Origin of the sequence: Streptomyces erythrochromogenes (genome assembly GCF_036170895.1) — a bacterium.
Classification (GTDB): Bacteria; Actinomycetota; Actinomycetes; order Streptomycetales; family Streptomycetaceae; genus Streptomyces; species Streptomyces erythrochromogenes.
Genome location: NZ_CP108036.1, coordinates 6,508,035 through 6,533,103 on the forward strand (window position 1 = coordinate 6,508,035; position 25,069 = coordinate 6,533,103).

At 73.5% G+C, this 25,069-nt stretch carries 24 protein-coding genes; 20 read left to right on the plus strand and 4 right to left on the minus strand.

The window, feature by feature from the left end; translation table 11 throughout:
- The first annotated feature begins 233 nt into the window (after positions 1-233).
- Genes OHA91_RS29770 through OHA91_RS29780 form a run of 3 tightly spaced genes read left to right on the plus strand, consistent with a single transcriptional unit; the run spans position 234 to position 3,004 of the window.
- The gene (locus OHA91_RS29770; protein WP_266502928.1) at positions 234-1,037 is read left to right on the plus strand and encodes a hypothetical protein; all 804 of its coding nucleotides are present in this window, start codon (positions 234-236) and stop codon (positions 1,035-1,037) included.
- Positions 1,034-2,242 carry a type VII secretion-associated serine protease mycosin gene (gene mycP, locus OHA91_RS29775; RefSeq protein WP_031150379.1) on the plus strand — a complete coding sequence of 403 codons (1,209 nt, stop codon included), beginning with the start codon at positions 1,034-1,036 and terminating at the stop codon, positions 2,240-2,242. Before OHA91_RS29770 ends, mycP begins: the two co-directional genes overlap by 4 nt.
- Before the next feature lie 21 nt (positions 2,243-2,263).
- Positions 2,264-3,004 (plus strand): SseB family protein, encoded by a 741-nt coding sequence (locus OHA91_RS29780; protein ID WP_031150377.1) that lies wholly within the window; start codon positions 2,264-2,266, stop codon positions 3,002-3,004.
- A 91-nt stretch (positions 3,005-3,095) separates the two neighbouring features.
- On the opposite strand, the gene OHA91_RS29785 is transcribed toward OHA91_RS29780, so the two are convergent.
- Complete coding sequence (locus OHA91_RS29785) at positions 3,096-3,479, minus strand: DUF1844 domain-containing protein (RefSeq protein ID WP_031150375.1); 384 nt, start codon at positions 3,477-3,479, stop codon at positions 3,096-3,098.
- 325 nt (positions 3,480-3,804) lie between these two features.
- Here OHA91_RS29785 and infC point away from each other — a divergent pair, with 325 nt between their 5' ends.
- The 10 genes from infC to OHA91_RS29835 all read left to right on the plus strand — a co-directional run bounded on the left by infC (position 3,805) and on the right by OHA91_RS29835 (position 14,916).
- Complete coding sequence (gene infC / locus OHA91_RS29790; protein WP_030656016.1) at positions 3,805-4,518, plus strand: translation initiation factor IF-3; 714 nt, start codon at positions 3,805-3,807, stop codon at positions 4,516-4,518.
- 104 nt (positions 4,519-4,622) lie between these two features.
- On the plus strand, positions 4,623-4,817 hold the full coding sequence (rpmI, locus tag OHA91_RS29795; protein WP_030012385.1) for a 50S ribosomal protein L35: 195 nt from the start codon (positions 4,623-4,625) through the stop codon (positions 4,815-4,817).
- A gap of 107 nt (positions 4,818-4,924) precedes the next feature.
- Positions 4,925-5,311, plus strand: a complete 387-nt coding sequence (rplT, locus tag OHA91_RS29800) for a 50S ribosomal protein L20 (protein ID WP_007263143.1) — start codon at positions 4,925-4,927, stop codon at positions 5,309-5,311.
- Between the two features lie 134 nt (positions 5,312-5,445).
- Complete coding sequence (locus tag OHA91_RS29805; RefSeq protein ID WP_031150372.1) at positions 5,446-6,306, plus strand: TrmH family RNA methyltransferase; 861 nt, start codon at positions 5,446-5,448, stop codon at positions 6,304-6,306.
- A gap of 55 nt (positions 6,307-6,361) precedes the next feature.
- Positions 6,362-7,603, plus strand: coding sequence for a sensor histidine kinase (locus OHA91_RS29810; protein ID WP_266502932.1), 1,242 nt, complete (start codon positions 6,362-6,364; stop codon positions 7,601-7,603).
- Positions 7,604-7,755: 152 nt separating this feature from the next.
- The gene (gene pheS / locus OHA91_RS29815; RefSeq protein WP_031150368.1) at positions 7,756-8,883 is read left to right on the plus strand and encodes a phenylalanine--tRNA ligase subunit alpha; all 1,128 of its coding nucleotides are present in this window, start codon (positions 7,756-7,758) and stop codon (positions 8,881-8,883) included.
- On the plus strand, positions 8,883-11,411 hold the full coding sequence (pheT, locus tag OHA91_RS29820) for a phenylalanine--tRNA ligase subunit beta (RefSeq protein ID WP_031150365.1): 2,529 nt from the start codon (positions 8,883-8,885) through the stop codon (positions 11,409-11,411). The genes pheS and pheT overlap by 1 nt, the downstream gene beginning before the upstream one ends.
- A gap of 152 nt (positions 11,412-11,563) precedes the next feature.
- Entirely contained in the window at positions 11,564-12,646 is a 1,083-nt protein-coding gene (locus OHA91_RS29825; RefSeq protein ID WP_051893115.1) for a PP2C family protein-serine/threonine phosphatase, read from the plus strand.
- Between the two features lie 339 nt (positions 12,647-12,985).
- A complete protein-coding gene (locus OHA91_RS29830) occupies positions 12,986-14,326 on the plus strand; it encodes a hypothetical protein (protein ID WP_031150360.1) in 1,341 nt (446 codons plus the stop codon).
- 53 nt (positions 14,327-14,379) lie between these two features.
- Complete coding sequence (locus OHA91_RS29835; RefSeq protein ID WP_078959262.1) at positions 14,380-14,916, plus strand: NUDIX hydrolase; 537 nt, start codon at positions 14,380-14,382, stop codon at positions 14,914-14,916.
- A 26-nt stretch (positions 14,917-14,942) separates the two neighbouring features.
- On the opposite strand, the gene OHA91_RS29840 is transcribed toward OHA91_RS29835, so the two are convergent.
- Positions 14,943-15,836 carry a 3-hydroxybutyryl-CoA dehydrogenase gene (locus tag OHA91_RS29840; RefSeq protein ID WP_051893114.1) on the minus strand — a complete coding sequence of 298 codons (894 nt, stop codon included), beginning with the start codon at positions 15,834-15,836 and terminating at the stop codon, positions 14,943-14,945.
- A gap of 139 nt (positions 15,837-15,975) precedes the next feature.
- Here OHA91_RS29840 and OHA91_RS29845 point away from each other — a divergent pair, with 139 nt between their 5' ends.
- Positions 15,976-17,217 carry a glycoside hydrolase family 10 protein gene (locus tag OHA91_RS29845; RefSeq protein ID WP_031150353.1) on the plus strand — a complete coding sequence of 414 codons (1,242 nt, stop codon included), beginning with the start codon at positions 15,976-15,978 and terminating at the stop codon, positions 17,215-17,217.
- Between the two features lie 2 nt (positions 17,218-17,219).
- Here the strand turns inward: OHA91_RS29845 and OHA91_RS29850 are convergent, their stop codons facing one another.
- Entirely contained in the window at positions 17,220-17,417 is a 198-nt protein-coding gene (locus OHA91_RS29850; RefSeq protein ID WP_031150351.1) for a DUF1918 domain-containing protein, read from the minus strand.
- A 33-nt stretch (positions 17,418-17,450) separates the two neighbouring features.
- Positions 17,451-18,380 (minus strand): DMT family transporter, encoded by a 930-nt coding sequence (locus tag OHA91_RS29855; protein ID WP_328740353.1) that lies wholly within the window; start codon positions 18,378-18,380, stop codon positions 17,451-17,453.
- Between OHA91_RS29855 and OHA91_RS29860 the strand changes: the two genes are divergently transcribed.
- The 6 genes from OHA91_RS29860 (at position 18,379) to OHA91_RS29885 (ending at position 25,069) form a co-directional block, all read left to right on the plus strand.
- The gene (locus tag OHA91_RS29860; protein ID WP_328740354.1) at positions 18,379-19,827 is read left to right on the plus strand and encodes an aminotransferase-like domain-containing protein; all 1,449 of its coding nucleotides are present in this window, start codon (positions 18,379-18,381) and stop codon (positions 19,825-19,827) included. The genes OHA91_RS29855 and OHA91_RS29860 overlap by 2 nt on opposite strands.
- 31 nt (positions 19,828-19,858) lie before the next feature.
- A complete protein-coding gene (locus tag OHA91_RS29865; protein WP_266502943.1) occupies positions 19,859-20,434 on the plus strand; it encodes a histidine phosphatase family protein in 576 nt (191 codons plus the stop codon).
- Positions 20,435-20,728: 294 nt separating this feature from the next.
- Positions 20,729-21,757: an N-acetyl-gamma-glutamyl-phosphate reductase gene (argC, locus tag OHA91_RS29870; protein ID WP_328740355.1), complete on the plus strand. Its 1,029-nt coding sequence runs from the start codon at positions 20,729-20,731 to the stop codon at positions 21,755-21,757.
- The gene (gene argJ, locus OHA91_RS29875; RefSeq protein WP_266502947.1) at positions 21,754-22,926 is read left to right on the plus strand and encodes a bifunctional glutamate N-acetyltransferase/amino-acid acetyltransferase ArgJ; all 1,173 of its coding nucleotides are present in this window, start codon (positions 21,754-21,756) and stop codon (positions 22,924-22,926) included. The genes argC and argJ overlap by 4 nt, the downstream gene beginning before the upstream one ends.
- A complete protein-coding gene (argB, locus tag OHA91_RS29880) occupies positions 22,923-23,867 on the plus strand; it encodes an acetylglutamate kinase (protein ID WP_031150338.1) in 945 nt (314 codons plus the stop codon). The genes argJ and argB overlap by 4 nt, the downstream gene beginning before the upstream one ends.
- Positions 23,864-25,069 carry an acetylornithine transaminase gene (locus tag OHA91_RS29885; protein ID WP_328740356.1) on the plus strand — a complete coding sequence of 402 codons (1,206 nt, stop codon included), beginning with the start codon at positions 23,864-23,866 and terminating at the stop codon, positions 25,067-25,069. The genes argB and OHA91_RS29885 overlap by 4 nt, the downstream gene beginning before the upstream one ends.

Below are 25,069 nucleotides of genomic sequence, written 5' to 3' on the forward strand. Positions count from 1 at the left end.
CGTATCCCGCCCGGGTCAGGCCCGGGGCACCGGCCCGGCGTCGGGTTCCCGTCCGGGCGGCAGGCCAGTACGACAGCGGCCCAGCCCCGCATGCCGCCCGGGCGGCAGGCCCCGGTACCGGGCCGGCCCAGGATCCCGCCCCGGCGGTCGGGGGACCGGCCCGCCGGGCCGTGTCCGTGAACCCCGTAGAGTACGGACAGGCAGCCGTACGGAACGGGGGGCGGAGCCGCCGGATGACCACGACGACACCGCGGACCACGATCCCGGGCGAGCCCGACCCCTGGTCCCCGCCGCCCCAGCCCGCCCACGCCCCACCGCGCCGCCACCCCGCCCGCGTCGCGGCCGCCACCCTCTGCGTCATCCTCGGCGGCGGCCTCATCGGCGGCGCCGCCGTCACCACCTGGGCCGAACACCGCGCCGCGAACCGCCCCCTGCCCGCCGACGCCGCCTACCGCAAGGCCGGCTCGCTGTGGCGCGCGGCCCCCGTGGACAGCCTCCTCCCGCCCGTCCTCGCCGGCCCCTCGGCCGGCCCCGGCGGAGCCGACCGCACCTGGACCCGCATCGCGCTCGCCCCCGACGCCGACTGCCCCACCGCCCTCCCCGCCGACTGGCAGGCCACGGTCGCCGCGACCGGCTGCACCCGCGTACTGCGCGCCACCTACACCGACGCCACCCGCAGCTCCCTGATCACCGTCGGCATGGTCTTCACCCCCGCCGACGAGCCCACGATGAACGCGCTCAACGGCCGGCTCACCGCCCCGCCCGCCTACGGGTTCGCCGACAACCAGCGGGCCGCCTGGGCGGCCTCCGTACGCACCGAGGCCCCCGTCGTCGTCTACGCCGTCTCCGCCTTCGCCGACGGCCGCCCCCAGGACGCCCCCCGCCCCGCCGAGGACCTCGTCAAGAAGGACGCCACGGGAGCCGCAGCCCAGGCGGGCCTCGGCCACGAGGCCAAGGCGATCACCGCCCGCCTCGGAGAAGGCCTCGCCGCTCTCGCCGCACCGCCCGCCACCCCCGCGCCGAAGGCCGCCCGATGACCCCCGCCCCCGCCCCGGGCGCCCTCCGCGGAGCGGCCGTGCTCGCCGCCGCGGCCCTGCTCGCGACCGCCACCGCCGCCCCGGCCGCCGCCGACACCATCCGCGACCGCCAGTGGGGACTCCTGGCCCTGCGTGCCGAGGAGGCCTGGGGCACCACCCGGGGCGACGGCGTGACCGTCGCCGTCCTCGACACCGGCGTCGACGAGTCCCACCCCGACCTGTCCGGCCAGGTCCTCGCCGGCACCGACCTCATCGGCATGGGCGCCGGCCCCGGCGACCGCGCCTGGGCCCGGCACGGGACCGCCATGGCGAGCATCATCGCCGGGCACGGCCACGGCCCCAGCCGCAGCCAGGGCGTCCTCGGCATCGCCCCGCAGGCACGGATCCTGCCCGTGCGGGTGATCCTCGAAGAGGGCGACCCGGGCCGCGCCAAGGCCCGCGAGAGCAAGGGCGGCGCCCTCGCCGAAGGCATCCGCTGGGCCACGGACCACGGGGCCGACGTGATCAACCTGTCCCTCGGCGACGACAGCGACTCCGCCCACCACGAGGCGGGCGAGGACGAGGCCGTGCAGTACGCCCTCGCCAAGGGCGTGGTCGTCGTCGCCTCCGCGGGCAACGGCGGCGAGTCGGGCGACCGCGTCTCCTACCCGGCCGCCTATCCGGGGGTCATCGCCGTGACCGCGGTCGACCGCCGGGGCCGGAAGGCCAAGTTCTCCACGCGCAACTGGTACGCCACCGTGAGCGCCCCCGGCGTCGACGTCGTCATCGCCGACCCCGACCGCTCCTACTACGAGGGCTGGGGCACCAGCGCCGCGGCGGCCTTCGTCTCCGGGGCGGCCGCCCTCGTCAAGGCCGCGCACCCCGACCTGTCCCCGGCACAGATCAAGAAACTGCTGGAGGACACCGCCTCCGACTCCCCGGCCGGCGGCCGCGACGACGCCCGCGGCCACGGGACGGTGGATCCCGCCGCCGCCCTCCAGGTCGCGGAGGCGATGCAGGCGGAGGCCGCGGTTCCCGCCCCGGCCGCGGCCGCCGGCCAGTACTTCGGCCCGGGCCCCGAGCCGGCCCGCCCGCCCGAGCGCGGCGCCCGGCTTGGCGCGCCGGCCGCCGCGGTCGCCGGGGCGGCGCTGCTCGTGCTGGCCGCCGTACTGGCCCGGCGCCCGCGACGGGGTCCCCGGGGCGGCGACGCGTACCCGGCACAGTAGGGTCGGGTAACTGTGGCGAACATGGCGAACAAGAACATTCCCGACCCGGGCTTCTCCGACGACGACGGCTCCGCCGACCCCGAGCTGACCGCGGCCCTCGCCGCATGGGCCGAGGACCGCACGCAGGAGCCTCGGGTGCTGGCCGCGCTCAAGGGCGCCCGGCTCCTGGTCCCGGTGGTCGCCGTGCTCGGCGAGGTGGAGACCGACCCGGAGACCGGCCTCAAGCGGGAGAAGACCAGCGACATGGCCGTCCCGACCCTGAGGGCGGGCGACCGGCGGGCACTGCCCGCCTTCACCTCGACCGCCTCGCTCGCGCTCTGGGACCCGGCCGCCCGGCCGGTGGCCGTCCCGCTGCACCAGGCCCTGGCGGCCGCCGCGCACGAGAAGGCCGACACCCTCGTGCTCGACCTGGCCGGCCCGGTCGCCTACCAGCTGACCGGCCCCGCGCTGCTCGCCCTCGCCGAGGGCCGCACGGACACCGACCCGCTGGCCGACCCCGCGGTACGGGAGGCCGTACGGGCCGCCGTGTCCGGAGAGCCGGCCGTGCTGCGCGCCCACCTCGGCCCGGGCGGCGCGGACGCCGACGGAATCCTCGCGATCGTGCTGGCCGCCGACGCCCAGGCCCCGGCCGCGGCCCGCCGCGTCGCCGAAGCCCTGGCGGCGGACACGACCCTGCGGGCCCGCCTGGTGCGAGGCCTGAACCTGGCGCTGCTGCCGTCGGACGCCCCGGTTCCGCCCGGCGAGCCCCTCTTCACGCGCTGAACGGCGCGGAGCACGACGCAGGAGGGGCGGGCCGTGACATCACGGCCCGCCCCTCCTGCGTCGCGTCTCCGCGCCGTGTCTCCGAGCCGGATCAGCCGAAGACGGGGCCGGTGAACTTCTCGCCCGGGCCCTGGCCCGGCTCGTCCGGGACGATCGAGGCCTCGCGGAAGGCCAGCTGCAGCGACTTCAGGCCGTCGCGCAGCGGGGCGGCGTGGAAGGAGCTGATCTCGGTGGCGCTCGCGGTGACCAGACCGGCGAGGGCCGTGATCAGCTTGCGGGCCTCGTCGAGGTCCTTGTGCTCGGAGTCCGGCTTGTCCAGGCCCAGGTTGACCGCCGCGGCGCTCAGCAGGTGCACGGCCACCGTGGTGATCACCTCGACGGCGGGCACGTCCGCGATGTCGCGGGTCATGGCGTCGTAGTCGGGGGTGCCGTCGGCATCGGATTCGGTGGAGGCGGGGGGTGTCGCGTCAGTCATGCGCACCACGATATGCCGTGCGGCGGGCTTGCAACGCGGGTGCTAGTATGTACATCGACCGGCCGGATGCTGTGGTGTCCGGCCCACAAGTGGAGGCTCCGTTCTCCCACCTGACCGCCTTCCGGGGCGGCGGGTCACCGGTCAGGCGGCATCCATCGTTCCGTACGGACGATGGAAAGCCGCCCGAGTCTGCGCCCCGCGTGTTGCATGCGGCGGTGCTCCGGTTGTTTTGGAGCCCCTGCCTGTGCCCGGCGGGGCTTTTTTCATTCTCCCGCTGTGGTCGGTCTGACGGAAATACACGTCAGCGGCTGTCTGCCAGGCAGTCGTGTGGTGCTACCGAGGAGGATCCATCAGCACCGAGCCCCGCATCAACGACCGGATTCGCGTTCCCGAGGTACGACTCGTCGGTCCCAGCGGCGAGCAGGTCGGCATCGTGCCGCTTGCCAAGGCGCTTGAGCTCGCGCAGGAGTACGACCTCGACCTGGTCGAGGTCGCGGCGTCCGCACGCCCGCCGGTCTGCAAGCTCATGGACTACGGCAAGTTCAAGTACGAGTCGGCCATGAAGGCCCGTGAGGCGCGCAAGAACCAGGCGCACACGGTCATCAAGGAAATGAAGCTCCGGCCGAAGATCGACCCGCACGACTATGACACCAAGAAGGGTCACGTCGTTCGGTTCCTCAAGCAGGGCGACAAGGTCAAGATCACGATCATGTTCCGCGGTCGCGAGCAGTCCCGGCCGGAACTCGGCTACCGACTGCTGCAGCGTCTCGCTTCGGACGTCGAGGAGCTCGGCTTCATCGAGTCGAACCCGAAGCAGGACGGCCGAAACATGATCATGGTCCTCGGTCCGCACAAGAAGAAGACCGAGGCGATGGCCGAAGCCCGCGAGGCGCAGGCCGCCCGCAAGGCCGAGCGCCAGGGCACCGCCGCTGCCGACGAGGCGACTCCTTCCGAGGAGGCCGCCCCGGTCGAGGCGACGGACGCCACGGATGCCGAGGTCACCGAGGCCGACGCCGGTGAGGCGAACGCCGAGGCCTGATTCCGAGGCACCTGTCTCGAATCACCTACACAACATGACGCTCCCACAAGCCGGTCCGGTCCGGACCGGCGAGGGAGCGCCACCGACGAGGAGATAACGGCGCCATGCCGAAGAACAAGACGCACAGCGGTACCAAGAAGCGCTTCAAGGTCACCGGCTCCGGCAAGGTGCTCCGCGAGCGCGCCGGCAAGCGCCACCTGCTCGAGCACAAGTCGTCCCGTGTCACCCGCCGCCTCACCGGCAACGCGGAGATGGCTCCCGGCGACGCCGCGAAGATCAAGAAGCTTCTCGGCATCTGACATCCGCCGCTCCCCCTGCAGGGAGCGGATGCATGTCGAGACCGGGACCCCATCGAATTTCCGGGTCGTGTGAAGACACCCACGGCCCCGCTACAAGGAGTTAAAAAGTGGCACGCGTCAAGCGGGCAGTAAACGCCCACAAGAAGCGCCGGGCGATCCTCGAGGCGGCCTCCGGCTACCGCGGTCAGCGTTCGCGCCTGTACCGCAAGGCCAAGGAGCAGGTCACCCACTCGCTGGTCTACAACTTCAACGACCGCAAGAAGCGCAAGGGCGACTTCCGTCAGCTGTGGATCCAGCGCATCAACGCCGCTGCCCGCCAGAACGGCATGACGTACAACCGCCTCATCCAGGGTCTGAAGGCCGCCAACATCGAGGTGGACCGCAAGATCCTCGCGGAGCTGGCCGTCAACGACGCCAACGCGTTCGCCGCGCTCGTCGAGGTCGCGCAGAAGGCGCTTCCGGCCGACGTCAACGCCCCCAAGGCTGCCGCGTAAGGCCTGGCCGGCCGCACCGGCGGTCGGCACCCTCGGACCCGCAGGCGATTCGCCTGCGGGTCCGAGTGCTTTCCCGCACCATCGCGCCCCCGGCGCCCGCACCCCGAGAGAGAACCGCAGAGACCATGGCTGACCTGGGTCACCCCGCCGAGCTGATCTCCCCCCGATCCCCTCGGGTGGCCGCCGCCAGGCGACTGGCGCGGCGCAACTTCCGCACCAAGGAGCGCCGGTTCATCGCCGAGGGCCCCCAGGCGGTCCGCGAGGCCGTCGAGCACCGCGGCCCCACGGGCGCCCCGACCCTGATCGAGCTCTTCGCCACCGTCGAGGCCGCCGAGCGCTACTCCGAGATCATCGGCGCGGCCCTGGACGCCGGCGCCCGCGTGCACTACGCCTCCGACGAGGTGCTCGCCGAGGTCTCCCAGACCGTCACCCCGCAGGGCCTCGTCGGCGTATGCCACTTCCTCGACTCGCCCTTCGAGGAGATCCTCAAGGCCGAGCCCAAGCTCGTCGCCGTCCTCGCGCACGTCCGCGACCCCGGCAACGCGGGCACCGTGCTGCGCTGCGCCGACGCCGCCGGCGCCGACGCGGTGGTGCTGACCGACGCCTCCGTGGACCTCTACAACCCCAAGTCCGTACGGGCTTCCGTGGGCTCCCTCTTCCACCTCCCGGTCGCCGTCGGCGTCCCGGTGGAGCAGGCCGTCGAGGGGCTGCGCGCCGCCGGCGTACGGATCCTCGCGGCCGACGGCGCCGGCGAGGACGACCTCGACGCCGAACTGGACGCGGGCACCATGGGCGGCCCCTCCGCCTGGGTGTTCGGCAACGAGGCCTGGGGCCTGCCGGAGGAGACCCGGGCCCTCGCGGACGCCGTCGTGCGGGTCCCGATCCACGGGAAGGCGGAGAGCCTGAACCTCGCGACGGCCGCCGCCGTGTGCCTCTACGCGTCCGCGCGTGCACAGCGGGCGCCCGGAGGGTGCCGCTCCGTGACCCCCAGCTAGTAATGTGGCGGCCCGGGGGCCCACTGCGCTACTCGGAGATGTGGGGTACGGGGACATGACCGTCGGAACGAACAGCTCACCCGGAGCCGCGGACGCGGCCAAGGAGCGGTTCCTGGACGCCCTCGAACCCCCGGCCGCGGCCGCCGACGGGCTGTGCGGCGTACCGCCGCAGGCGGTGGACTCGGGCCGGGCCCGCGCCGCCCGCCCGGTGGTGCCCGCCGCCCGGGAGGCCGTCGAGGCCCCCGGAGACCGCCTCGGATTCGCCGTGGACCCGGACAGCCTGCCCGACGGGCTCGTCGTCGCCGACGACACCGGCCGGGTGGTCTGCTTCAACGCGGCCGCCGCGCGCATCACCGCCCTGGCGGCGGAGCAGGCGCTCGGCGCCCCCATCGACCGGGCCCTCCCGCTGGAGGACCTCGAAGGCCGCCGCTGGTGGGCCCTGACGGACCCGTACGGGGGCCTTGCCACCCGCCGCGGGCAGCCCGAGCGGAACCTGCTGCTCCCCGGCGGCCGCGAGGTGCTCGTCTCCGCCAGCTACGTCCGCACCCACCCCACCGGCCCCGTGCGCCGGCTCGTCGTCACCCTGCGCGGCACCGAGGCCCGCCGCCGCACCGAGCGCAGCCACGCCGAGCTGATCGCCACGGTCGCCCACGAGCTGCGCTCCCCGCTGACCTCCGTCAAGGGGTTCACCGCGACCCTGCTCGCCAAGTGGGAGCGGTTCACCGACGACCAGAAGCGGCTGATGCTGGAGACCGTCGACGCCGACGCCAACCGCGTCACCCGCCTCATCGCCGAGCTCCTCGACATCTCGCGCATCGACTCCGGCCGCCTGGAGGTGCGCCGCCAGCCGGTCGACATCGCCACCGCGGTGGGCCGCCACGTACAGGCGCTCACCGCGAACGGCCAGGCCCCCGAGCGCTTCCTCGTCAGCGTCAGCCGCCCGCTCCCCGATCTGTGGGCCGATCCGGACAAGATCGACCAGATCCTGGGCAACCTCCTCGAAAATGCGGTGCGCCACGGAGAAGGAACGGTCACCATCGGGGTGTCGCCGCATGAGAAGGGAACCGCCGTCACCGTGTCCGACGAAGGCCCCGGGATCCCCGAGGAGTCGATGGCCCGCGTCTTCACCCGCTTCTGGCGGGGGAGCAAGCGCGGCGGCACCGGCCTGGGCCTCTACATCGTCAAGGGCATCGTGGAGGCGCACGGCGGCACCATCACGGTCGGCCGCGGCCCCGGCGGCGGCGCCGAGTTCCGATTTATCCTGCCCGTGAGCGCCCCCGCGTACCTCACGCAGTAGTCCTGCGGAGCGTCCCGGCAGGCGGCCCACGGGCTCCTTCACCCCCAGCGACCTTTAGACTCGTCCTTTGGCACCTTTGTGTCCTTGTGCCGAGCGCGTCCTGCGCGTCGCGCGGGGGACCCACCAGCCAGCCATCGGAAGTACGGGAAGAGATGTCGGCACCGAACAAGTCGTACGACCCTGTCGAGGTCGAGGCACTGAAACCGGAAGAGATCGAGCGCATGCGGGACGAGGCGCTCGCCGCCTTCGCGTCCGCCGGCGACCTCGACGCGCTGCGTGAGGCGAAGACCGCGCACATGGGCGACCGCTCGCCCCTGGCGCTCGCCAACCGCGAGATCGGCGCCCTGCCCCCGCAGGCCAAGGCCGAGGCGGGCAAGCGCGTGGGCCAGGCCCGCGGCGCCGTGAACAAGGCCTTCGGGGCCCGCACCGTCGAGCTCGAGGCCGAGCGCGACGAGCGGGTGCTGGTCGAGGAGGCGGTGGACGTCACGCTGCCCTACGACCGCACGCCCGCGGGCGCCCGGCACCCCCTGACCACGCTGATGGACCGCGTCGCGGACATCTTCGTCGCCATGGGGTACGAGGTCGCGGAGGGTCCCGAGGTCGAGGCGGAGTGGTTCAACTTCGACGCCCTCAACTTCACGCCCGACCACCCGGCGCGCCAGATGCAGGACACCTTCTTCGTCCAGGGTCCCGAGGGCACCGAGGGCGACGAGTCCGGCGTCGTGCTGCGCACCCACACCTCCCCGGTGCAGGCGCGCTCGCTGCTGGAGCGCAAGCCCCCCGTGTACATCGTCTGCCCGGGCCGCGTGTACCGCACCGACGAGCTCGACGCGACGCACACCCCGGTCTTCCACCAGGTCGAGCTGCTCGCCGTGGACGAAGGCCTGACCATGGCGGACCTGCGCGGCACCATCGACCACATGGTCAAGGAGCTGTTCGGCGAGGAGACCACCACCCGGCTGCGCCCGCACTTCTTCCCGTTCACCGAGCCGTCCGCCGAGATGGACATGCAGTGCTACGTGTGCCGCGGCGAGTCGGTGGGCAACCCCGACCGCCCGTGCCGTACCTGCTCCAGCGAGGGCTGGATCGAGCTCGGCGGCTGCGGCATGGTCAACCCCAAGGTGCTGACCGCCTGCGGTGTGGACCCGGAGAAGTACAGCGGGTTCGCCTTCGGCTTCGGCATCGAGCGGATGCTGATGTTCCGTCACAACGTTGAAGACATGCGAGACATGGTCGAGGGTGACGTTCGTTTCACCCGGCCTTTCGGGATGGAGATCTGATGCGGATCCCGCTTTCGTGGCTGCGGGAGTACGTCGACCTCCCCGCCGGTGAATCCGGTCGCGACGTCGCGGCCAAGCTCGTCGACGCCGGCCTCGAGGTCGAGACCGTCGAGCAGCTCGGCGGCGGCCTCAAGGGCCCGCTCGTCGTCGGACAGGTCCTGACCATCGAGGAGCTGGAGGGCTTCCGCAAGCCGATCCGCTTCTGCACGGTCGACGTCGGCTCCGCCAACGGCACCGGCGAGCCGCAGGAGATCGTCTGCGGCGCCCGGAACTTCGCCGTCGGCGACAAGGTCGTCGTGGTCCTGCCCGGCGCCGTCCTGCCCGGAGACTTCGCGATCGCCTCGCGCAAGACGTACGGCAAGACCTCGCACGGCATGATCTGCTCCGGCGAGGAGCTCGGCATGGGCGACGACGGCACGCACGGCATCATCGTGCTGCCGCCGGAGCACGAGACCGGCACCGACGCGATCGAGCTGCTCCAGCTCGTCGACGAGGTGCTGCACATCGACGTCACCCCGGACCGCGGCTACTGCATGTCCCTGCGCGGCATCGCCCGCGAGGTGGCCACCGCCTACGGCCTGCCGCTGCGCGATCCCGCGCTGCTCGACGTGCCCGCGCCGAACTCGTACGGCTACCCGGTCAAGATCGACGACCCGGCCGGCTGCGACCGGTTCACCGCCCGCACCGTCACCGGTCTCGACCCCGAGGCCCGCTCCCCGATCTGGCTCCAGCGCCGCCTCCAGAAGGCCGGCATGCGCCCGATCTCGCTCGCCGTGGACATCACCAACTACGTGATGCTCGAGCTCGGCCAGCCGCTGCACGCCTACGACCGCTCGCGGATCGACGGCACCATCGGCGTCCGCCGTGCCGAGCAGGGCGAGAAGTTCACCACCCTCGACGGGGTCAAGCGCACGCTCGACGCCGAGGACCTGGTGATCACCGACAACAGCGGGCCCATCGGGCTCGCCGGTGTCATGGGCGGCGCCAACACCGAGATCGCCGACTCCGTCACGGACCCGGAGACCGGCGCCGTCACCGGGACCACCGACGTGGTCATCGAGGCAGCGCACTTCGACTCCGTGGCGATCTCGCGCACCGCCCGCCGCATGAAGCTCTCCTCCGAGGCGTCCAAGCGCTTCGAGCGGGGCGTCGACCCGCTGGCCGCCGCCGCGGCGGCCCAGCGGACCGTCGACCTGCTCGTGCTCCTCGCCGGCGGCACCGCCGAGGCCGGGGTCACCGAGGTCATCGCTCCGGGCGCGCCGCGCACCATCGCGATGGCCGCCGACCACCCGGACCGGGTCGCGGGCATGGACTACGGCCGTGAGACCGTCGTGCGCCGCCTCCAGGAGATCGGCTGCGACGTCTACGGCCAGGACGAGCTCGTCGTCACGCTGCCCTCGTGGCGGCCCGACCTCGCCGCGCCCAACGACCTCGCCGAAGAGGTCATCCGGCTGGAGGGCTACGGGAACCTCCCGTCGACCCTGCCGCAGGTGCCCTCCGGCCGCGGTCTGACCGCCCGGCAGCAGCTGCACCGCCGGGTCGGCCGCGCGCTGGCCGGCGCCGGCTACGTCGAGGCGCTCAGCTACCCGTTCCTCGGCGAGGGCGTCTTCGACCAGCTCCAGCTGCCGGCGCACGACGCCGCCCGCCAGGTCGTCAAGCTGGTCAACCCGCTCTCCGACGAGGAGCCGGCGCTGCGCACCACGCTGCTGCCGGGTCTGCTCGGCGCGCTGCGCCGCAACGACAGCCGGGGCAGCCACGACCTCGCGCTCTTCGAGACCGGTTCGGTCTTCCGGGCCGCCGCGCAGCCGGGCGTCGCCGTACGGCTGCCCGTCGACCGGCGTCCCACCGACGAGGAGATCGGCACCCTGGACGCGGCGCTGCCCGCGCAGCCGCGCTACGCCGCGGTCGTGCTGGCCGGTGCCCGCGAGCAGGCCGGCTGGTGGGGCAAGGGCCGCCCGGCCGACTGGGCCGACGCGATCCAGGCAGCCCGCGCGCTGGCCGTCGAGGCCGGCACCGAGCTCGTCGTCCGCCAGGGCCAGTACGGCCCCTGGCACCCGGGCCGCTGTGCCGAGCTGGTCGTCACCGTCGACGGTGTGGAGCAGGTCATCGGCCACGCCGGCGAGCTGCACCCGCGGGTGGTCAAGGCCATGGGCCTGCCGGCCCGCACCAGCGCGATGGAGCTCGACCTGGACCGCCTCGCGGCGGCCGGCGGAGAGGCCGTCCAGGCGCCCCGGATCTCCTCCTTCCCGGTGGCGACCCAGGACGTCGCACTGATCGTGGACGCGTCCGTGCCGGCGTCCTCCGTGGAAGCCGCCCTTCGCAAGGGAGCGGGCGAACTCCTGGAGTCGCTGCGCCTGTTCGACGTGTTCACCGGTGAGCAGGTCGGCGAGGGCAAGAAGTCCCTGGCGTACGCGCTGCGCTTCCGCGCGAGCGACCGCACGCTGACCGCCGAGGAGTCCACGGCCGCGCGCGACGCGGCGGTGGCGCTCGCCGGCGAGCGCACCGGGGCGGTGCTCCGGGGCGCGTAGCCGAACGGTCCTCGGACCCGTTCAAGGCCTGATGAGGGGCGCATCCGCAACCGGATGTGCCCCTCACTCATTCGGGTGAGAACCCCCATGGCCCATGTCGGGGGCCGCCGTCCGGTCGACACAATCGATCCGGCCGGAGGGGAGTCCGACGGATGATCACGCGCGGGGAGACGACCCGGGTGCGCCGGGTGTGCGTCGCGGCCTGGGGCGGCGCCGCCGTGTCCTGGGAGCTGTCCACCCCGGGCATGCTCGTGCCCAGCCTGGCCACGTGCGCCGCCTTCCTGCTGCTGGCCACCGGGTGCGCCCTGCACATCCGGCGCGGACTGCTGGCCGAGCTGCGCCGGTCGCAGGAGATCGCGGGCGCCGCGCAGCGGGCCCTGCTGCGGCCGCTGCCGGGCCGGATCGACGGCCTGGCCCTGGCCGCTGCACAGCTCTCCGCGAGCCGGGGCGCCGCGGTGGGCGGCGACCTGTACGAGGCCGTGCCGACGGCCCACGGGATACGGGTGGTCATCGGCGACGTACGGGGCCACGGGCTGCCGGCGCTGGGCGCGGCGGCCGCCGTCCTCGGGGCCTTCCGCGAGGCGGCGTACGACGAGCCCTCGCTCGGCGGCGTCCTGCGGCGGATGGAGCGGGCCCTGGGCCGGCACGTACGGGACCGGGCGCGGGCCGAGCACCCGTCGGCCTGTCCGGCCGAGCCGGAGTCCCCGGCGGCGGAGGAGTTCGTGACCGTGCTGCTCCTGCAGATCGCTGCGGACGGCGCCCTGAGGGCCCTGAACTGCGGCCATCCCTGGCCGTACCGGATCCGTCCGGACCCGGTCCCGGAACCCTGCGCGGCGGGCAGCAGGGGCTCCGCCCCGGACCCCGCGTCCCGAAGGCGGCCGGCGGGGCTGGATCCGGCGCCCGGCACGGGGGAACGCACCCCGCAGCCCGCCATGGACGTGAGACCGCTCGGCGGCGAGACGCTGCCACCGCTCGGCGTGGTGCCGTTACCGCCGGCCCTGCGGGCGCACGCGTGCGGGGAACTCCGGCCCGGGGAGACGCTGTTCCTGCACACCGACGGGGCCGAGGACGCACGCGACCCGGCCGGGCGGTTCTTCCCCCTGCGGAGCGTCCTGGCACGGGCACCGCTCACGCCCGCGCGGCTGGTCGCGGGCGTGCACGAGGCCCTGCTCCGGCACACGGGCGGGCGGCTCGCCGACGACGTCGCCCTGCTGGTGCTCCGCAACGACCGGTAGTGACCACGCACGCCGGGCCCGGTGGATGGGCCCGGCGCACGTCCGGTCCGGTCCGCTGCCGGGGCCCGGCGACCAACCGGGCGCCGGCGGAACCGGAAGGCGCCGCCCGCCTGCCATGGAGTGTCGGGCAGACAGCAGGACGGGCGGCGCGGTGACGGGTCGTCGCACTGTTCGAGGGGGAGCCGACGACCCGAGCTCCTCTTGGCGAGGGTCTTCAGTGAAGCGCCTCCAGGGGTCCGTGCGGCAGAGTGCGGATCGCATTTATGCGCGTACTCACTTCACACCCCGTGTGAACCGCGCACCCACTAGCCTGATACCGACGAGCTCCGGGAGCGGCCCATGCAGCCCAATGTCCTGCTCGACGCCCTTCTCGCCGAGGCGGGCATGTCCCACGCCGGGCTCGCAGCCCACGTGAACCAGGCGGGGCGCACGCGCGGGCTGGCCCTGCGCTACGAACACACCGCCGTGACGCGGTGGTTGAAGGGGCAGCGCCCCCGCGGCCAGGTACCCGACCTGATCTGCGAGGTGCTCGGCGGCCGGCTGCGGAGGCCCGTCGGGCTGGACGACGTCGGCCTCGGGGTGTCCGACCACCCGGTGTCCCTGCACGCCTCCCCGCTCAGCGGGTTCGTGGACCGGGCCGCCGCCCTGTGGCGCTCCGACGGCCAGGTCCGGCCCCAACTGCTCACCGCCGAGGCGGTCACCGGCACCCCGGCCGTCATCCCGGTCTGGGAATGGGAGAACCCGCCCGAGGACGTCGACGTCTCGCGCGACGGCCCGAACCGGATCGGACCCGAGCACGTCGAGATCCTCAAGGCCGCCCGCGCCCACTACGAGCTGATGTACCGCCGGGCCGGAGGCATCGCCACCCGCGACCGGATCGTCCGCTTCCTCGGCACGGAGACCGCGCCGATGCTGCGCGGGAGTTACTCCGACGACCTCGGCCGCCGGCTGCACCGGGCCACCGGGTCCCTGGTGGCGGTGGCGGGGATCTGCGCGTACGACTCGGACGCGCACGGGCTGGCCCAGCGCTACTTCCACCAGGCGCTGCGCCTGGCCAAGGCGAGCGGGGACCGGGGGCTGGGCGCGTACGTGATCGCCCTGATCGTCAACCAGTCCCTGCACCTGCGGGAGTACCGCCAGGCCGTCGCCTTCGCCGAGGCCGCGCTGCGCGCCGCCGGCCGGCACACCACCCCGGCGCTCGCCGCCGACCTGCACGCCATGCAGGCCAAGGCCTACGCCCAACTGGGCGACGCGCAGGCCGCGCTGGCGTGCATCCGCGGCGCCGAGGCGGCCGCGGCGCGGATCCGCCCGGGCAGCGAACCGGACGAGACCGGCTACGTCCAGCCCGGCCTCGTCAACGTGCAGGTCGCCGAGGCACTGCTCAGTCTGGGGGATCTGGAGGCCGCGCGGGTCCAGGCGGCCGCCGCCGTCGGCACCCCCGCGCACGACCGCGGCCGGGTGCACCGGTTGGCGATGCTCTGCGAGATCCAGCTCTGCCAGGGAGAGGCGGACCGGGCCGCGGCGGGCGCGGCCGAGATGGCCGAGCGGGCCCGGGGGATGGAGTCGCTGCGCTTGCGCGACCGGCTGTGGGCGGTCCGCGAACAGCTTCTGACCAGCGGTTGTTCGGACGCGCAGGAGACCGTACGGCTCATCGACGGGGCGCTGCGCGTTCCGCTGTGACAGGGCAGCTGCTGCGATGTTTGCCACCTACTCGAACGGAAGGTGGCACAGCCGTGCAGTGGACGAACCTGAGTGAGCAGACTGTGTACAAGAACCGATGGTTCGATGTGAATCTCGCCGATGTGGAACTCCCCGACGGCCGGCACCTGGACCACTTCGTGATCCGGCTGCGCCCGGTGGCCGTGGCCACGGCCGTCAACGAGGCCAACGAGGTGCTGCTGCTGTGGCGGCACCGCTTCATCACCGACAGCTGGGGCTGGGAACTGCCCGCCGGGGTGGTCGAGGACGGCGAGGACATCGCCGCCGCGGCGGCCCGCGAGATGGAGGAGGAGTCGGGCTGGCGGCCGGGCCCGCTCCACCACCTGATGACCGTCGAGCCGTCCAACGGTCTGACCGACGCCCGCCACCACCTGTTCTGGGCGGACGGGGCCACCTACACCGGCCACCCCGAGGACGACTTCGAGTCGTCGCGCCGGGAGTGGGTCCCACTCAAGCTCGTGCCGGACATGATCGCCGACGGGGAGATCCCGGCCGCCAACATGGCGGCCGGGCTGCTCCTGCTGCACCACCTGCGGCTCGGCCGGCCGTAGGGGTCACCCGGCGGCCGGCCGCGCGGTCAGCCGTACGGGTAGAAGCCCGCGCCCGTCTTGCGGCCCAGGCGGCCGGCGTCGACCATGCGCTGGAGCAGCGGGGGAGCGGCGTACAGCGGCTCCTTGTACTCGGCGTACATCGAGTCGGCGATCGAGGCGATGGTGTCCAGACCGATGAGGTCGGACAGCTTCAGCGGGCCCATCGGGTGGGCGCAGCCCAGCTCCATGCCGTTGTCGATGTCCTCGCGGCTCGCGATGCCCGACTCGAACATCCGGATCGCGGACAGCAGGTAGGGGACGAGGAGCGCGTTGACGACGAAGCCGGAACGGTCCTGGGCGCGGACTGCGTGCTTGCCGAGCACGTCCCGCACCAGGGCCTCTGCCCGCTTGATCGTCTCCTCGCCCGTGGTCAGCGCCGGGATCAGCTCGACGAGCTTCTGCACGGGGGCCGGGTTGAAGAAGTGGATGCCGATGACCTGGTCGGGCCGCGAGGTTGCGACGGCCAGCTTGACCAGCGGGATCGAGGAGGTGTTGGAGGCGAGGATCGCGTCCGGACGGGTGATCACCTGGTCGAGGACCTGGAAGATCTCGGTCTTGATCTGCTCGTTCTCGACGACCGCCTCGATGACGAGGTCACGGTCGGCGAACTCGCCGAGGTCGGTGGTGAAGGTGAGGCGGGCCAGGGTGGCGTCCCGCTCCTCCTCGGTGATCTTGCCGCGCTCGGCGGCCTTGGTCAGGGAGTTGTGCAGCCGGGTGCGGCCGATCTCCAGGGCTTCGCCGGTGGTCTCGGCGACCTTGACCTCAAGGCCGCTTCGGGCACACACCTCGGCGATACCCGCGCCCATCTGGCCACAGCCCACTACGCCGACCCGTGTGATGTCGGAAGGGAGGTCAGTCACTTCGTGCCTTTCGCAGCTCATCCGTCGGCGGGTCCCCCGTGTGATTCCGGCGCCCGCCACGCCCCCCGACGTTACTCCCGCCCTTGCGCGGCGCGGCGGGCCGGGGCGGGCATGCTGGGCGGGCACCGCGCATCGTCACTCAGCGAAACGGAGGCGTCACATGGCGCACATCGGTCGACGGGCACTGCTGGCAGGAGCGGCGGGGGTGATCGCCGCCGTGACGGGGGGACCGGCGTTCGCCGCGCCGCGGAGCTCCGGCCCGCTCCCCGGAAGGGGCGCCGGCACCCCCGAGTTCCGGGGCATGTGGATCGCGTCCGTCTCGAACGTGGACTGGCCCTCGCGCAGCGGGCTGTCGGCCGCGACGCAGCGCAAGGAGTTGTTGGCCCTGCTCGACACCGCCGTCCGCCGCCGGCTCAACGCGGTGGTCCTCCAGGTCCGGCCGGCGGCCGACGCGCTGTGGCCCTCCCCGTTCGAGCCCTGGTCGCAGTGGCTCACGGGGGAGCAGGGGGTCGATCCGGGCTGGGACCCCCTCGGCACGGCCGTCGCGGAGGCGCACGCACGCGGTCTGGAGCTGCACGCCTGGTTCAACCCGTACCGGGTGGCCAACCACACCGACTTCGACCGGCTGGTGCCCGAGCACCCGGCCCGGCAGGACGGCTGGACGGTCGAGTACGGCGGGAAGCTCTACTACAACCCCGGGGTGCCCGAGGTGCGGCGGTTCGTGCAGGAGGCCATGCTCGACGCGGTCACCCGCTACCCGCTGGACGCCGTGCACTGGGACGACTACTTCTACCCCTATCCGGTGGAGGGCGAGTACTTCGACGACGACGACGCCTACGACGAGTACGGCGGCGGCTTCTCGTCGCGGGCGGCATGGCGCCGCAACAACACCGACACCCTGGTCCGCGAGATGTCGCAGCGGCTGCGTGCCCTGCGGCCCGCGGTCAGGTTCGGCATCAGCCCCTTCGGGATCTGGCGCAACTCCGACCGGGACCCGGCCGGCTCGCCGACCCGCGGGCTCGCGGCGTACGACGACCTGTACGCGGACACCCGCAAGTGGGTCAGGCAGGGCTGGATCGACTACGTCGTGCCGCAGGCCTACTGGCACATCGGGCACTCGACGGCCGACTACGCGGCGCTCGTCCCCTGGTGGGCCCGGACCGTCGCGGGCACGAAGGCGGACCTGTACGTGGGGGAGGCGCTCTACCGCTGCGACGCGGGCAGCCCCACCGCGGCCTGGCGGGATCCGGCGGAGCTGTCGAAGCACGTGCGGTTCGCCCGCGGATACCCGGAGGTCCGCGGCCACGTCTACTTCTCCGCGAAGCAGGTGGCCGCGGACCCCAACGGGGCGATGGCACGTGTCGTCGCCGACCACTACGGCTCGGCCGTGCCCCCGCGGTGAATTCAGTGCCCGGGCTCTGAAGGGTGGCGGACGACGCAGTCGGGTCCGGGAGCCATCAGCGCTTCGTGTCCGTCCTGGAAGCGGACCCGGTACGGGGGCGTCCCGTTCTCGCCGAGCACCTGGGTGATCTCGCCCACCTTGTCGGGTTGTCCGACGATCCTGCCGTGCTGCACCAGCTGGTCGCCCTCGGTAGCTCGCATGTCTGACCTCCTCGGTGGCGCTCCGATCCGGTGCTAGCAGTTTAGGTCGTTCCGGGGGTGTTTGACCCGTTGGGTCACCGCAATGCAGACGAGAACCGCGCAGGCCGCGGCCGGTGCGGCGGGGGCCAGGTGCTCCCCGAGGAGCGCCACGGACCAGACCAGCGTCAGCAGCGGCTGCGCGAGCTGGAGCTGGCTGGCCCGGGGTGCTCCGATCTCGGCCATGCCGCGGTACCAGACGTACAGGCCGAGGAAGGTGGAGCCGGCCGCCGCCCAGACCAGCCCGGCCAGCCCGTGGCCGGTGAGGTGCACCGGCTCGTACGCGAGCCCGAGCACCGAGCCGGCCGCGGTGAGCGGCAGGCACAGCACCAGGGCCCAGCCGATCACCTGCCAGCCCGGCAGGGTACGGGCCAGCCGCCCGCCCTCGGTGTACCCGGCCGCGCACACCAGCAGCGCGGCGAACAGGTAGCCGTCGCCCGCGGAGAGGGAGCCGCCGCTCTGCGCGAGGGTGAAGCCGAGCACCACCACGGCCCCGGCCACGGCCGCGGCCCAGAAGGCCCGCGGGGGCCGGTTGCCGGTGCGCAGCGCGGACAGCGCGGCCGTGGTCAGCGGCAGGAGGCCGACGACGACGGCGGCGTGCGAGGTGGTGGAGGTCTGCAGCGCGAGGGTCGTCAGCAGCGGGAAGCCGACGACCACCCCGCCGGCGACGACGGCGAGGCCCGCCCAGTGCTCGCGGGCCGGCGGTGCCACCCGGCGGGCCAGCAGGAAGACGCCCGCGATCGCGGCCGCCAGGACGCTGCGCAGGGCCACCAGTGACCACGGGCCGAAGCTCTCCAGGCCCCAGGCGGTGGCGGGGAAGGTCAGCGAGAAGGCGACGACACCGAGCGAGGCGAGGGCCGTGCCCCGCAGCAGCGGATTCTTCACCGCTATCGCGGTCGCGAGAGTAGCGCTATTCTGTGCTGTCATGTATGAGCGTAGCAGTGTGGCGGAGCTGGCAGATTCCCTGAGGTCCGAACTCAACCGCTACTCGGTGGGTGGAAAGCTCCCGTCGAGCAGGGCCCTGGTTGAGCGCTACCGGGTCAGCCCCGTGACCGTCTCCCGGGCCCTCGCGCAGCTCGCCGCCGAGGGCCTCGTCGTCACCCGGCCCGGCGCCGGCGTCTTCCGCGCCGCCCCGCGTACGGCGCTCCCCGCGGCGGGGGACACCTCCTGGCAGGAGGTCGCGCTCAGCGCCGAGGGGGCCGGGGACGTCGTTCCGCGTTCGGTGGACGCCTCCGGGGTGCTGGCCTGTCTGGCCGCGCCGCCGCCGTCGGTGATCCCCCTCAACAGCGGATACCTGCACGCCTCCATCCAGCCCGAGCGGGCCATGGCCGCCGCGCTCGCCCGGGCCGGGCGGCGCCCCGGCGCCTGGGACCGGCCGCCCATGGAGGGGCTGCCCGAGCTCCGCGACTGGTTCGCCCGCGAGATCGGCGGCGCGGTCGGAGCCGCCGACGTGCTGGTGACCGCGGGCGGGCAGAGCGCGCTGACCACCGCCCTGCGGGCGCTGGCCCCGCCGGGGGCGCCGATCCTCGTGGAGTCCCCGACCTATCCCGGGCTGCTGGCCATCGCCCGCGCCTCCGGGTGCCGGCCGGTGCCCGTGCCGGTGGACGCCGACGGGGTCCGGCCGGAGCTGCTGGCCGCCGCCTTCGAGGCGACCGGGGCGCGGGTGTTCGTCTGCCAGCCGCTCTTCCAGAACCCCACCGGCGCGGTACTGGCCCCCGCGCGGCGGGCCGAGGTGCTGCGCATCGCGCGGGCCGCCGGGGCCTTCGTGGTCGAGGACGACTACGCCCGCGCCCTCGGCCACGACGACTCCGGGCCGCTGCCCGCGACCCTGGCCGCCGAGGACCACGACGGGGTGGTCGTACACGTGAGGTCCCTGACCAAGGCCACCTCGCCCAGCCTGCGGGTCGGCGCACTGGCGGCCCGCGGCCCGGTGGTGGACCGGCTGCGCGCCGTCCAGGTCGTGGACAGCTTCTTCGTGCCCCGGCCGCTGCAGGAGGCGGCGCTGGAACTGGTCGGCGCGCCCGCCTGGCCGCGCCACCTGCGCACGGTGGCCGCCGAACTGCGCCACCGGCGGGACGTGCTCGCCGGTGCGCTGCGGCGGGAGCTGCCCGGCCTGACCGTGCCCCACCTGCCCTCGGGCGGCTATCAGCTGTGGGCCAGGATGACCGGGGACGGTGACGACGCGTCCTTCGCGGCGACGGCCCTGCGCGCCGGGGTGGCGGTGGCCCCCGGCCGCCCCTACTTCTGTGCCGAACCGCCCGCTCCGTACGTCCGCCTGAGCTTCGCCGGGGTCTCCGGCCCGGGCGAACTGGTGGAGGCCGTGCAGCGGGTCCGAGCGGGCCTGGGGGAGGAGGCGCACACTCCGGACGCTTGACCCGCCGCCCCGCGCGGCCCACCATCACCGCATGCATGTTCGGGTTTCGCTTGTCGCAGCAGCCCGTAGTTCCTCGCTGCTCGCCGAGCGCTTCGACGACGACCGCCCGCTGGACGGGGTCGGCTGGCGGGCGGTGGAGTCCGCCGCGCAGGGCCTCGTGCCCCTGGGCGCGGCCGAGTTGCGCTACTGCTCGCCGACCCCGCGCAGCCGGGCCACGGGCGAGGCCCTCGGGTACGCGCCCCTGGCCCAGCCGGCGCTGCGCGAGTGCGACATGGGCCGCTGGCGGGGGCTGACCCTCGCGGAGGTGACCGCCCAGGAACCCGAAGCGGTGGACCAGTGGCTCAGCGACCCGCGGGCCGCCCCGCACGGGGGCGAGTCGCTGCTCGCCTTCATCTCCCGGATCGGCGGGTGGCTCGACACCCGGCCCGCCGACGACGGCGGCGCGATCGTGGCGGTGGCGGAGCCCTCGGTGGTCCGCGCCGCTCTGGTCTACGCCCTGAAGGCGCCCCCGCTGACCTACTGGAACGTGGACGTCCGGCCGTTGTCGACGATGACCCTCACGGGCTGCCCCGGCCAATGGCACCTCTGCCTGCAGGCCCCCGCATGAAAACGGCGTGACATCCCGCCCGGGCTCGGCCCGGCCCCCGACGGGGGCCGGGCCGAGCCCGTCTCGTCGACGGGACCCCCGTCGCGGCACCGGACGGTCCAGCACGGTCCAACTGCGCGACCGGCTCCCTGCGTCACCGGCGCAATCCCCGCCGCGGCGGGGGCTTTCCTGCTAGACATCTTTCGGCGGGAACGTGACGCGCCCTTTCCTTCGGTGAGGCCCTCCGCCGAGATCCACGACATTGCATAAACGTGCGTCGGTACGTATAGTCATGCCATCGATGAGGAGGGTCCGATGGTGGTACGTGTAGCGGTGGCCGGAGCGAGCGGGTACGCGGGCGGAGAAGTCCTGCGCCTGCTGCTCTCGCACCCCGAGGTGGAGATCGGCGCCCTGACCGGAAACTCCAACGCCGGACAGCTCCTCGGGTCCCTGCAACCGCACCTTGTGCCGCTCGCCGGGCGCACCCTGGAGGCGACCACCCAGGAGGCCCTCGCCGGCCACGACGTCGTCTTCCTCGCCCTCCCGCACGGCCAGTCCGCCGCCGTCGCCGCCCAGCTCGGCGACGACGTCCTCGTCGTCGACATGGGCGCCGACCACCGGCTCGAGGACGCGGCCGACTGGGACAAGTTCTACGGCGCCCCGCACGCCGGCACTTGGCCCTACGGCCTCCCCGAACTCCCCGGCGCCCGCGCCGGACTGGAAGGCGTCAAGAGGATCGCGGTCCCCGGCTGCTTCCCCACCGCCGTCTCCCTCGCCCTCTACCCGGCCTACCAGGCACAGCTCGCCGAACCCGAGGCCGTGATCGTCGCCGCCACCGGCACCTCCGGCGCGGGCAAGGCGCTCAAGCCGCACCTGCTCGGCGCCGAGGTCATGGGCAACGTGACCCCGTACGGCGTGGGCGGCGGCCACCGGCACACGCCCGAGATGGTGCAGAACCTCAGCCCGCTCGCGGGCGAGCGCGTCTCCGTCTCCTTCACGCCGACCCTCGTACCCATGGCCCGCGGCATCCTCGCCACCTGCTCGGCCAAGGCCCGCCCCGGCACCACGGCGGAGTCGCTGCGCGCCGCCTACGAGAAGGCGTACGCCGACGAGCCCTTCGTCCACCTGCTGCCCGAGGGCCGGATGCCGTCCACCAAGTCCGTCCACGGCTCCAACGCCGTCCACGTCCAGGTCGCCTACGACGAGTCCGCCCAGCGGATCATCGCCGTCAGCGCCATCGACAACCTCACCAAGGGCACCGCCGGCGGTGCGGTGCAGAGCATGAACATCGCCCTCGGGCTCCCCGAGCAGCTCGGGCTTTCCACGATTGGAGTCGCGCCGTGAGTGTTACGGCTGCACAGGGATTCACGGCGGCGGGCATCGCCGCCGGGATCAAGGCCAACGGCAACCCGGACCTGGCCCTCGTGGTCAACAACGGGCCGCGCCTGGCCGCCGCCGGCGTCTTCACCTCCAACCGCGTCAAGGCCGCGCCCGTCCACTGGTCCGAGCAGGTCCTGCGCGGCGGCACCGTCAGCGCCGTGGTCCTCAACTCCGGCGGCGCCAACGCCTGCACCGGCCCCAAGGGCTTCCAGGACACCCACGCCACCGCCGAGAAGGTGGCCGCCACGCTCAACGGACACGGTTCCGCCGGCGAGCACAACGCCGGCGAGATCGCGGTCGCCTCCACCGGCCTGATCGGCGTCCTGCTCCCCATGGACAAGCTGCTCCCCGGCATCGAGACCGCCGCCGCGGCCCTGTCCGAGGACGGCGGCGAGGCCGCCGCCATCGCCATCAAGACCACCGACACCGTGCACAAGACCGCCACCGTCTCAAGGGACGGCTGGACGGTCGGCGGCATGGCCAAGGGCGCGGGCATGCTCGCCCCGGGCCTGGCCACCATGCTCGTCGTCCTCACCACCGACGCCGACGTGGACGGCGCCACCCTCGACAAGGCGCTGCGCTCCGCCACCCGCACCACCTTCGACCGGGTCGACTCCGACGGCTGCATGTCCACCAACGACACGGTGCTGCTGCTCGCCTCCGGGGCGTCCGGCCAGGTGCCCGTGTACGCGGACTTCGCCGACGCGGTGCGCAAGGTCTGCGACGACCTGGCCCGCCAGCTGATCGGCGACGCCGAGGGCGCCAGCAAGGACATCCGCATCGAGGTCATCGGCGCGGCCACCGAGGACGACGCGGTCGAGGTCGGCCGCTCCATCGCCCGCAACAACCTGCTCAAGTGCGCCATCCACGGCGAGGACCCCAACTGGGGCCGCGTGCTGTCCGCGATCGGCACCACCCGGGCCGCCTTCGACCCGGACCGGCTGAACGTCGCCATCAACGGCGTGTGGGTCTGCAGGAACGGCTCGGTCGGCGAGGACCGCGACCTGGTCTCGATGAAGGACCGAGAGGTCCGCATCACCGCCGACCTCTCCACCGGCGGCGAGTCGGCCGTCATCTGGGCCAACGACCTGACCGCCGAGTACGTCCACGAGAACAGCGCCTACTCCTCATGAGCGACGAGAAGGCCGGGCAGCCCGGCGCCTCCGGCAGCACCGCACGCAAGCACACCGCCCTGCCCAAGGCGCAGATCCTCATCGAGGCCCTGCCCTGGCTCCGGCGCCACAACGGCAAGGTCGTCGTCATCAAGTTCGGCGGCAACGCCATGATCGACGAGGACCTCAAGGCCGCCTTCGCCCAGGACGTGGTCTTCCTGCACCAGGCCGGCCTCAAGCCGGTCGTCGTGCACGGCGGCGGCCCGCAGATCAACGCCCAGCTCGACAAGCAGGGCCTGGTCAGCGAGTTCAAGGCCGGCCTGCGCGTGACGACCCCGGAGGCCATGGACGTCGTACGGATGGTCCTGGCGGGCCAGGTCCAGCGCGAGCTGGTCGGACTGCTCAACCAGCACGGGCCGCTCGCCGTCGGCATGACCGGCGAGGACGCCCGCACCATCACCGCCACCAAGCACAGCCCGGAGATCGACGGCGAGCTCATCGACATCGGCCGGGTCGGCGAGATCACCGACGTCGACACCGGCGCCATCGAGGCGCTCCTGGCCGACGGCCGGATCCCGGTCATCTCCTCGATCGCCCGCAGCGCCGACGACCACCACGTCTACAACGTCAACGCCGACACGGCGGCCGCGGCCCTCGCGGCCTCCCTCGGCGCCGAGACGCTGATGGTCCTCACCGACGTCGAGGGCCTCTACGCCGACTGGCCGCACAGCGACGAGGTCATCAGCCGGCTCACCGTCAGCGAGCTGCAGAAGCTGATGCCCGAGCTGTCCAGCGGCATGGTGCCCAAGATGGAGGGCTGCCTGCACGCCGTGCGCAGCGGCGTCGGCACCGCCCGCGTCCTCGACGGACGGATCCCGCACTCGATCCTGCTGGAGATCTTCACGGACTCCGGCATCGGCACGATGGTCGTGCCCGACCAACAGCCAGGGGGAGCAGCATGACGAAGGGCACCGGCAACCAGGAGTACGGCGCACGGTGGCAGGGCGCGCTGGCCGACAACTACGGCACGCCCGCCCTCGCCCTCGTACGCGGCCAGGGCGCCCAGGTCTGGGACGCCGACGGCAACCAGTACACCGACTTCGTCGGCGGCATCGCCGTCAACGCCCTCGGCCACGCCCACCCGGCGATCGTGACGGCCGTGACCGAGCAGATCTCGACGCTCGGCCACGTCTCCAACCTCTTCGCCTCCGAGCCGGTCATCGCGCTCGGCGAGCGGCTGCTGCAGCTCTTCGGCCGCGCCGGCAAGGTCTTCTTCTGCAACTCCGGCGCCGAGAGCGTCGAGGCCGCCTTCAAGATCGGCCGACTGACCGGGCGGACCCACATGGTCGCCACCGACGGCGGCTTCCACGGCCGGACCATGGGCGCCCTCGCACTCACCGGCCAGCCGAAGAAGCAGGAGCCCTTCCTGCCCCTGCCCGGCGACGTCACCCACGTCCCCTACGGCGACGTCGAGGCCCTGCGGGCCGCCGTCACCGAGGAGACCGCGCTCGTCGTCATCGAGCCGATCCAGGGCGAGAACGGCGTCGTCGTGCCCCCGGCCGGATACCTGACGGCCGCCCGCGAGATCACCCGGGCCACCGGCACCCTGCTGGTCCTCGACGAGGTCCAGACCGGCATCGGCCGCTGCGGCCAGTGGTTCGAGCACCAGGCGCACGAGGGCGTCGAGCCCGACATCGTCACCCTGGCGAAGGGGCTGGGCGGCGGCCTGCCGATCGGCGCCGTGGTCGCCTTCGGGCCCACCGCCGACCTGCTCAGGCCCGGCCAGCACGGCACCACCTTCGGCGGGAACCCGGTCGCCTGCGCCGCGGGCCTCGCCGTCATCGACACCATCGCCGCCGACGACCTGCTCAACCGGGTCAAGGCGCGGGGCGAGCGGCTGCGCTCGGGCATCGAGTCCTCGGGGCACCCACTGGTGTCCCACGTCCGCGGCGCCGGACTGCTGCTGGGTATCGTGCTGACCGAGCCCCTCGCACCCAAGGTGCAGCAGGCGGCTCAGGACGCCGGCTTCCTGGTCAACGCGCCCGCCCCCGACGTCGTACGGCTCATGCCCCCGTACGTACTCACCGAGGCCGAGGCGGACGCGTTCGTCCGGGCGCTGCCCGGCATCCTCGACGCTGCCAACGGGGACGGATCCGGAGAATGA

Excerpts from the sequence above, each read along its gene's own strand:
- OHA91_RS29770 (WP_266502928.1), top strand. The coding sequence starts at position 234 with ATGACCACGACGACACCGCGGACCACGATCCCGGGCGAGCCCGACCCC.
- mycP (WP_031150379.1), top strand. The coding sequence starts at position 1,034 with ATGACCCCCGCCCCCGCCCCGGGCGCCCTCCGCGGAGCGGCCGTGCTC.
- OHA91_RS29780 (WP_031150377.1), top strand. The coding sequence starts at position 2,264 with ATGGCGAACAAGAACATTCCCGACCCGGGCTTCTCCGACGACGACGGC.
- OHA91_RS29785 (WP_031150375.1), bottom strand. The coding sequence starts at position 3,479 with ATGACTGACGCGACACCCCCCGCCTCCACCGAATCCGATGCCGACGGC.
- rpmI (WP_030012385.1), top strand. The coding sequence starts at position 4,623 with ATGCCGAAGAACAAGACGCACAGCGGTACCAAGAAGCGCTTCAAGGTC.
- OHA91_RS29810 (WP_266502932.1), top strand. The coding sequence starts at position 6,362 with ATGACCGTCGGAACGAACAGCTCACCCGGAGCCGCGGACGCGGCCAAG.
- pheS (WP_031150368.1), top strand. The coding sequence starts at position 7,756 with ATGTCGGCACCGAACAAGTCGTACGACCCTGTCGAGGTCGAGGCACTG.
- pheT (WP_031150365.1), top strand. The coding sequence starts at position 8,883 with ATGCGGATCCCGCTTTCGTGGCTGCGGGAGTACGTCGACCTCCCCGCC.
- OHA91_RS29825 (WP_051893115.1), top strand. The coding sequence starts at position 11,564 with ATGATCACGCGCGGGGAGACGACCCGGGTGCGCCGGGTGTGCGTCGCG.
- OHA91_RS29830 (WP_031150360.1), top strand. The coding sequence starts at position 12,986 with ATGCAGCCCAATGTCCTGCTCGACGCCCTTCTCGCCGAGGCGGGCATG.
- OHA91_RS29840 (WP_051893114.1), bottom strand. The coding sequence starts at position 15,836 with ATGAGCTGCGAAAGGCACGAAGTGACTGACCTCCCTTCCGACATCACA.
- OHA91_RS29845 (WP_031150353.1), top strand. The coding sequence starts at position 15,976 with ATGGCGCACATCGGTCGACGGGCACTGCTGGCAGGAGCGGCGGGGGTG.
- OHA91_RS29850 (WP_031150351.1), bottom strand. The coding sequence starts at position 17,417 with ATGCGAGCTACCGAGGGCGACCAGCTGGTGCAGCACGGCAGGATCGTC.
- OHA91_RS29860 (WP_328740354.1), top strand. The coding sequence starts at position 18,379 with ATGTATGAGCGTAGCAGTGTGGCGGAGCTGGCAGATTCCCTGAGGTCC.
- OHA91_RS29855 (WP_328740353.1), bottom strand. The coding sequence starts at position 18,380 with ATGACAGCACAGAATAGCGCTACTCTCGCGACCGCGATAGCGGTGAAG.
- OHA91_RS29865 (WP_266502943.1), top strand. The coding sequence starts at position 19,859 with ATGCATGTTCGGGTTTCGCTTGTCGCAGCAGCCCGTAGTTCCTCGCTG.
- argC (WP_328740355.1), top strand. The coding sequence starts at position 20,729 with ATGGTGGTACGTGTAGCGGTGGCCGGAGCGAGCGGGTACGCGGGCGGA.
- argB (WP_031150338.1), top strand. The coding sequence starts at position 22,923 with ATGAGCGACGAGAAGGCCGGGCAGCCCGGCGCCTCCGGCAGCACCGCA.
- OHA91_RS29885 (WP_328740356.1), top strand. The coding sequence starts at position 23,864 with ATGACGAAGGGCACCGGCAACCAGGAGTACGGCGCACGGTGGCAGGGC.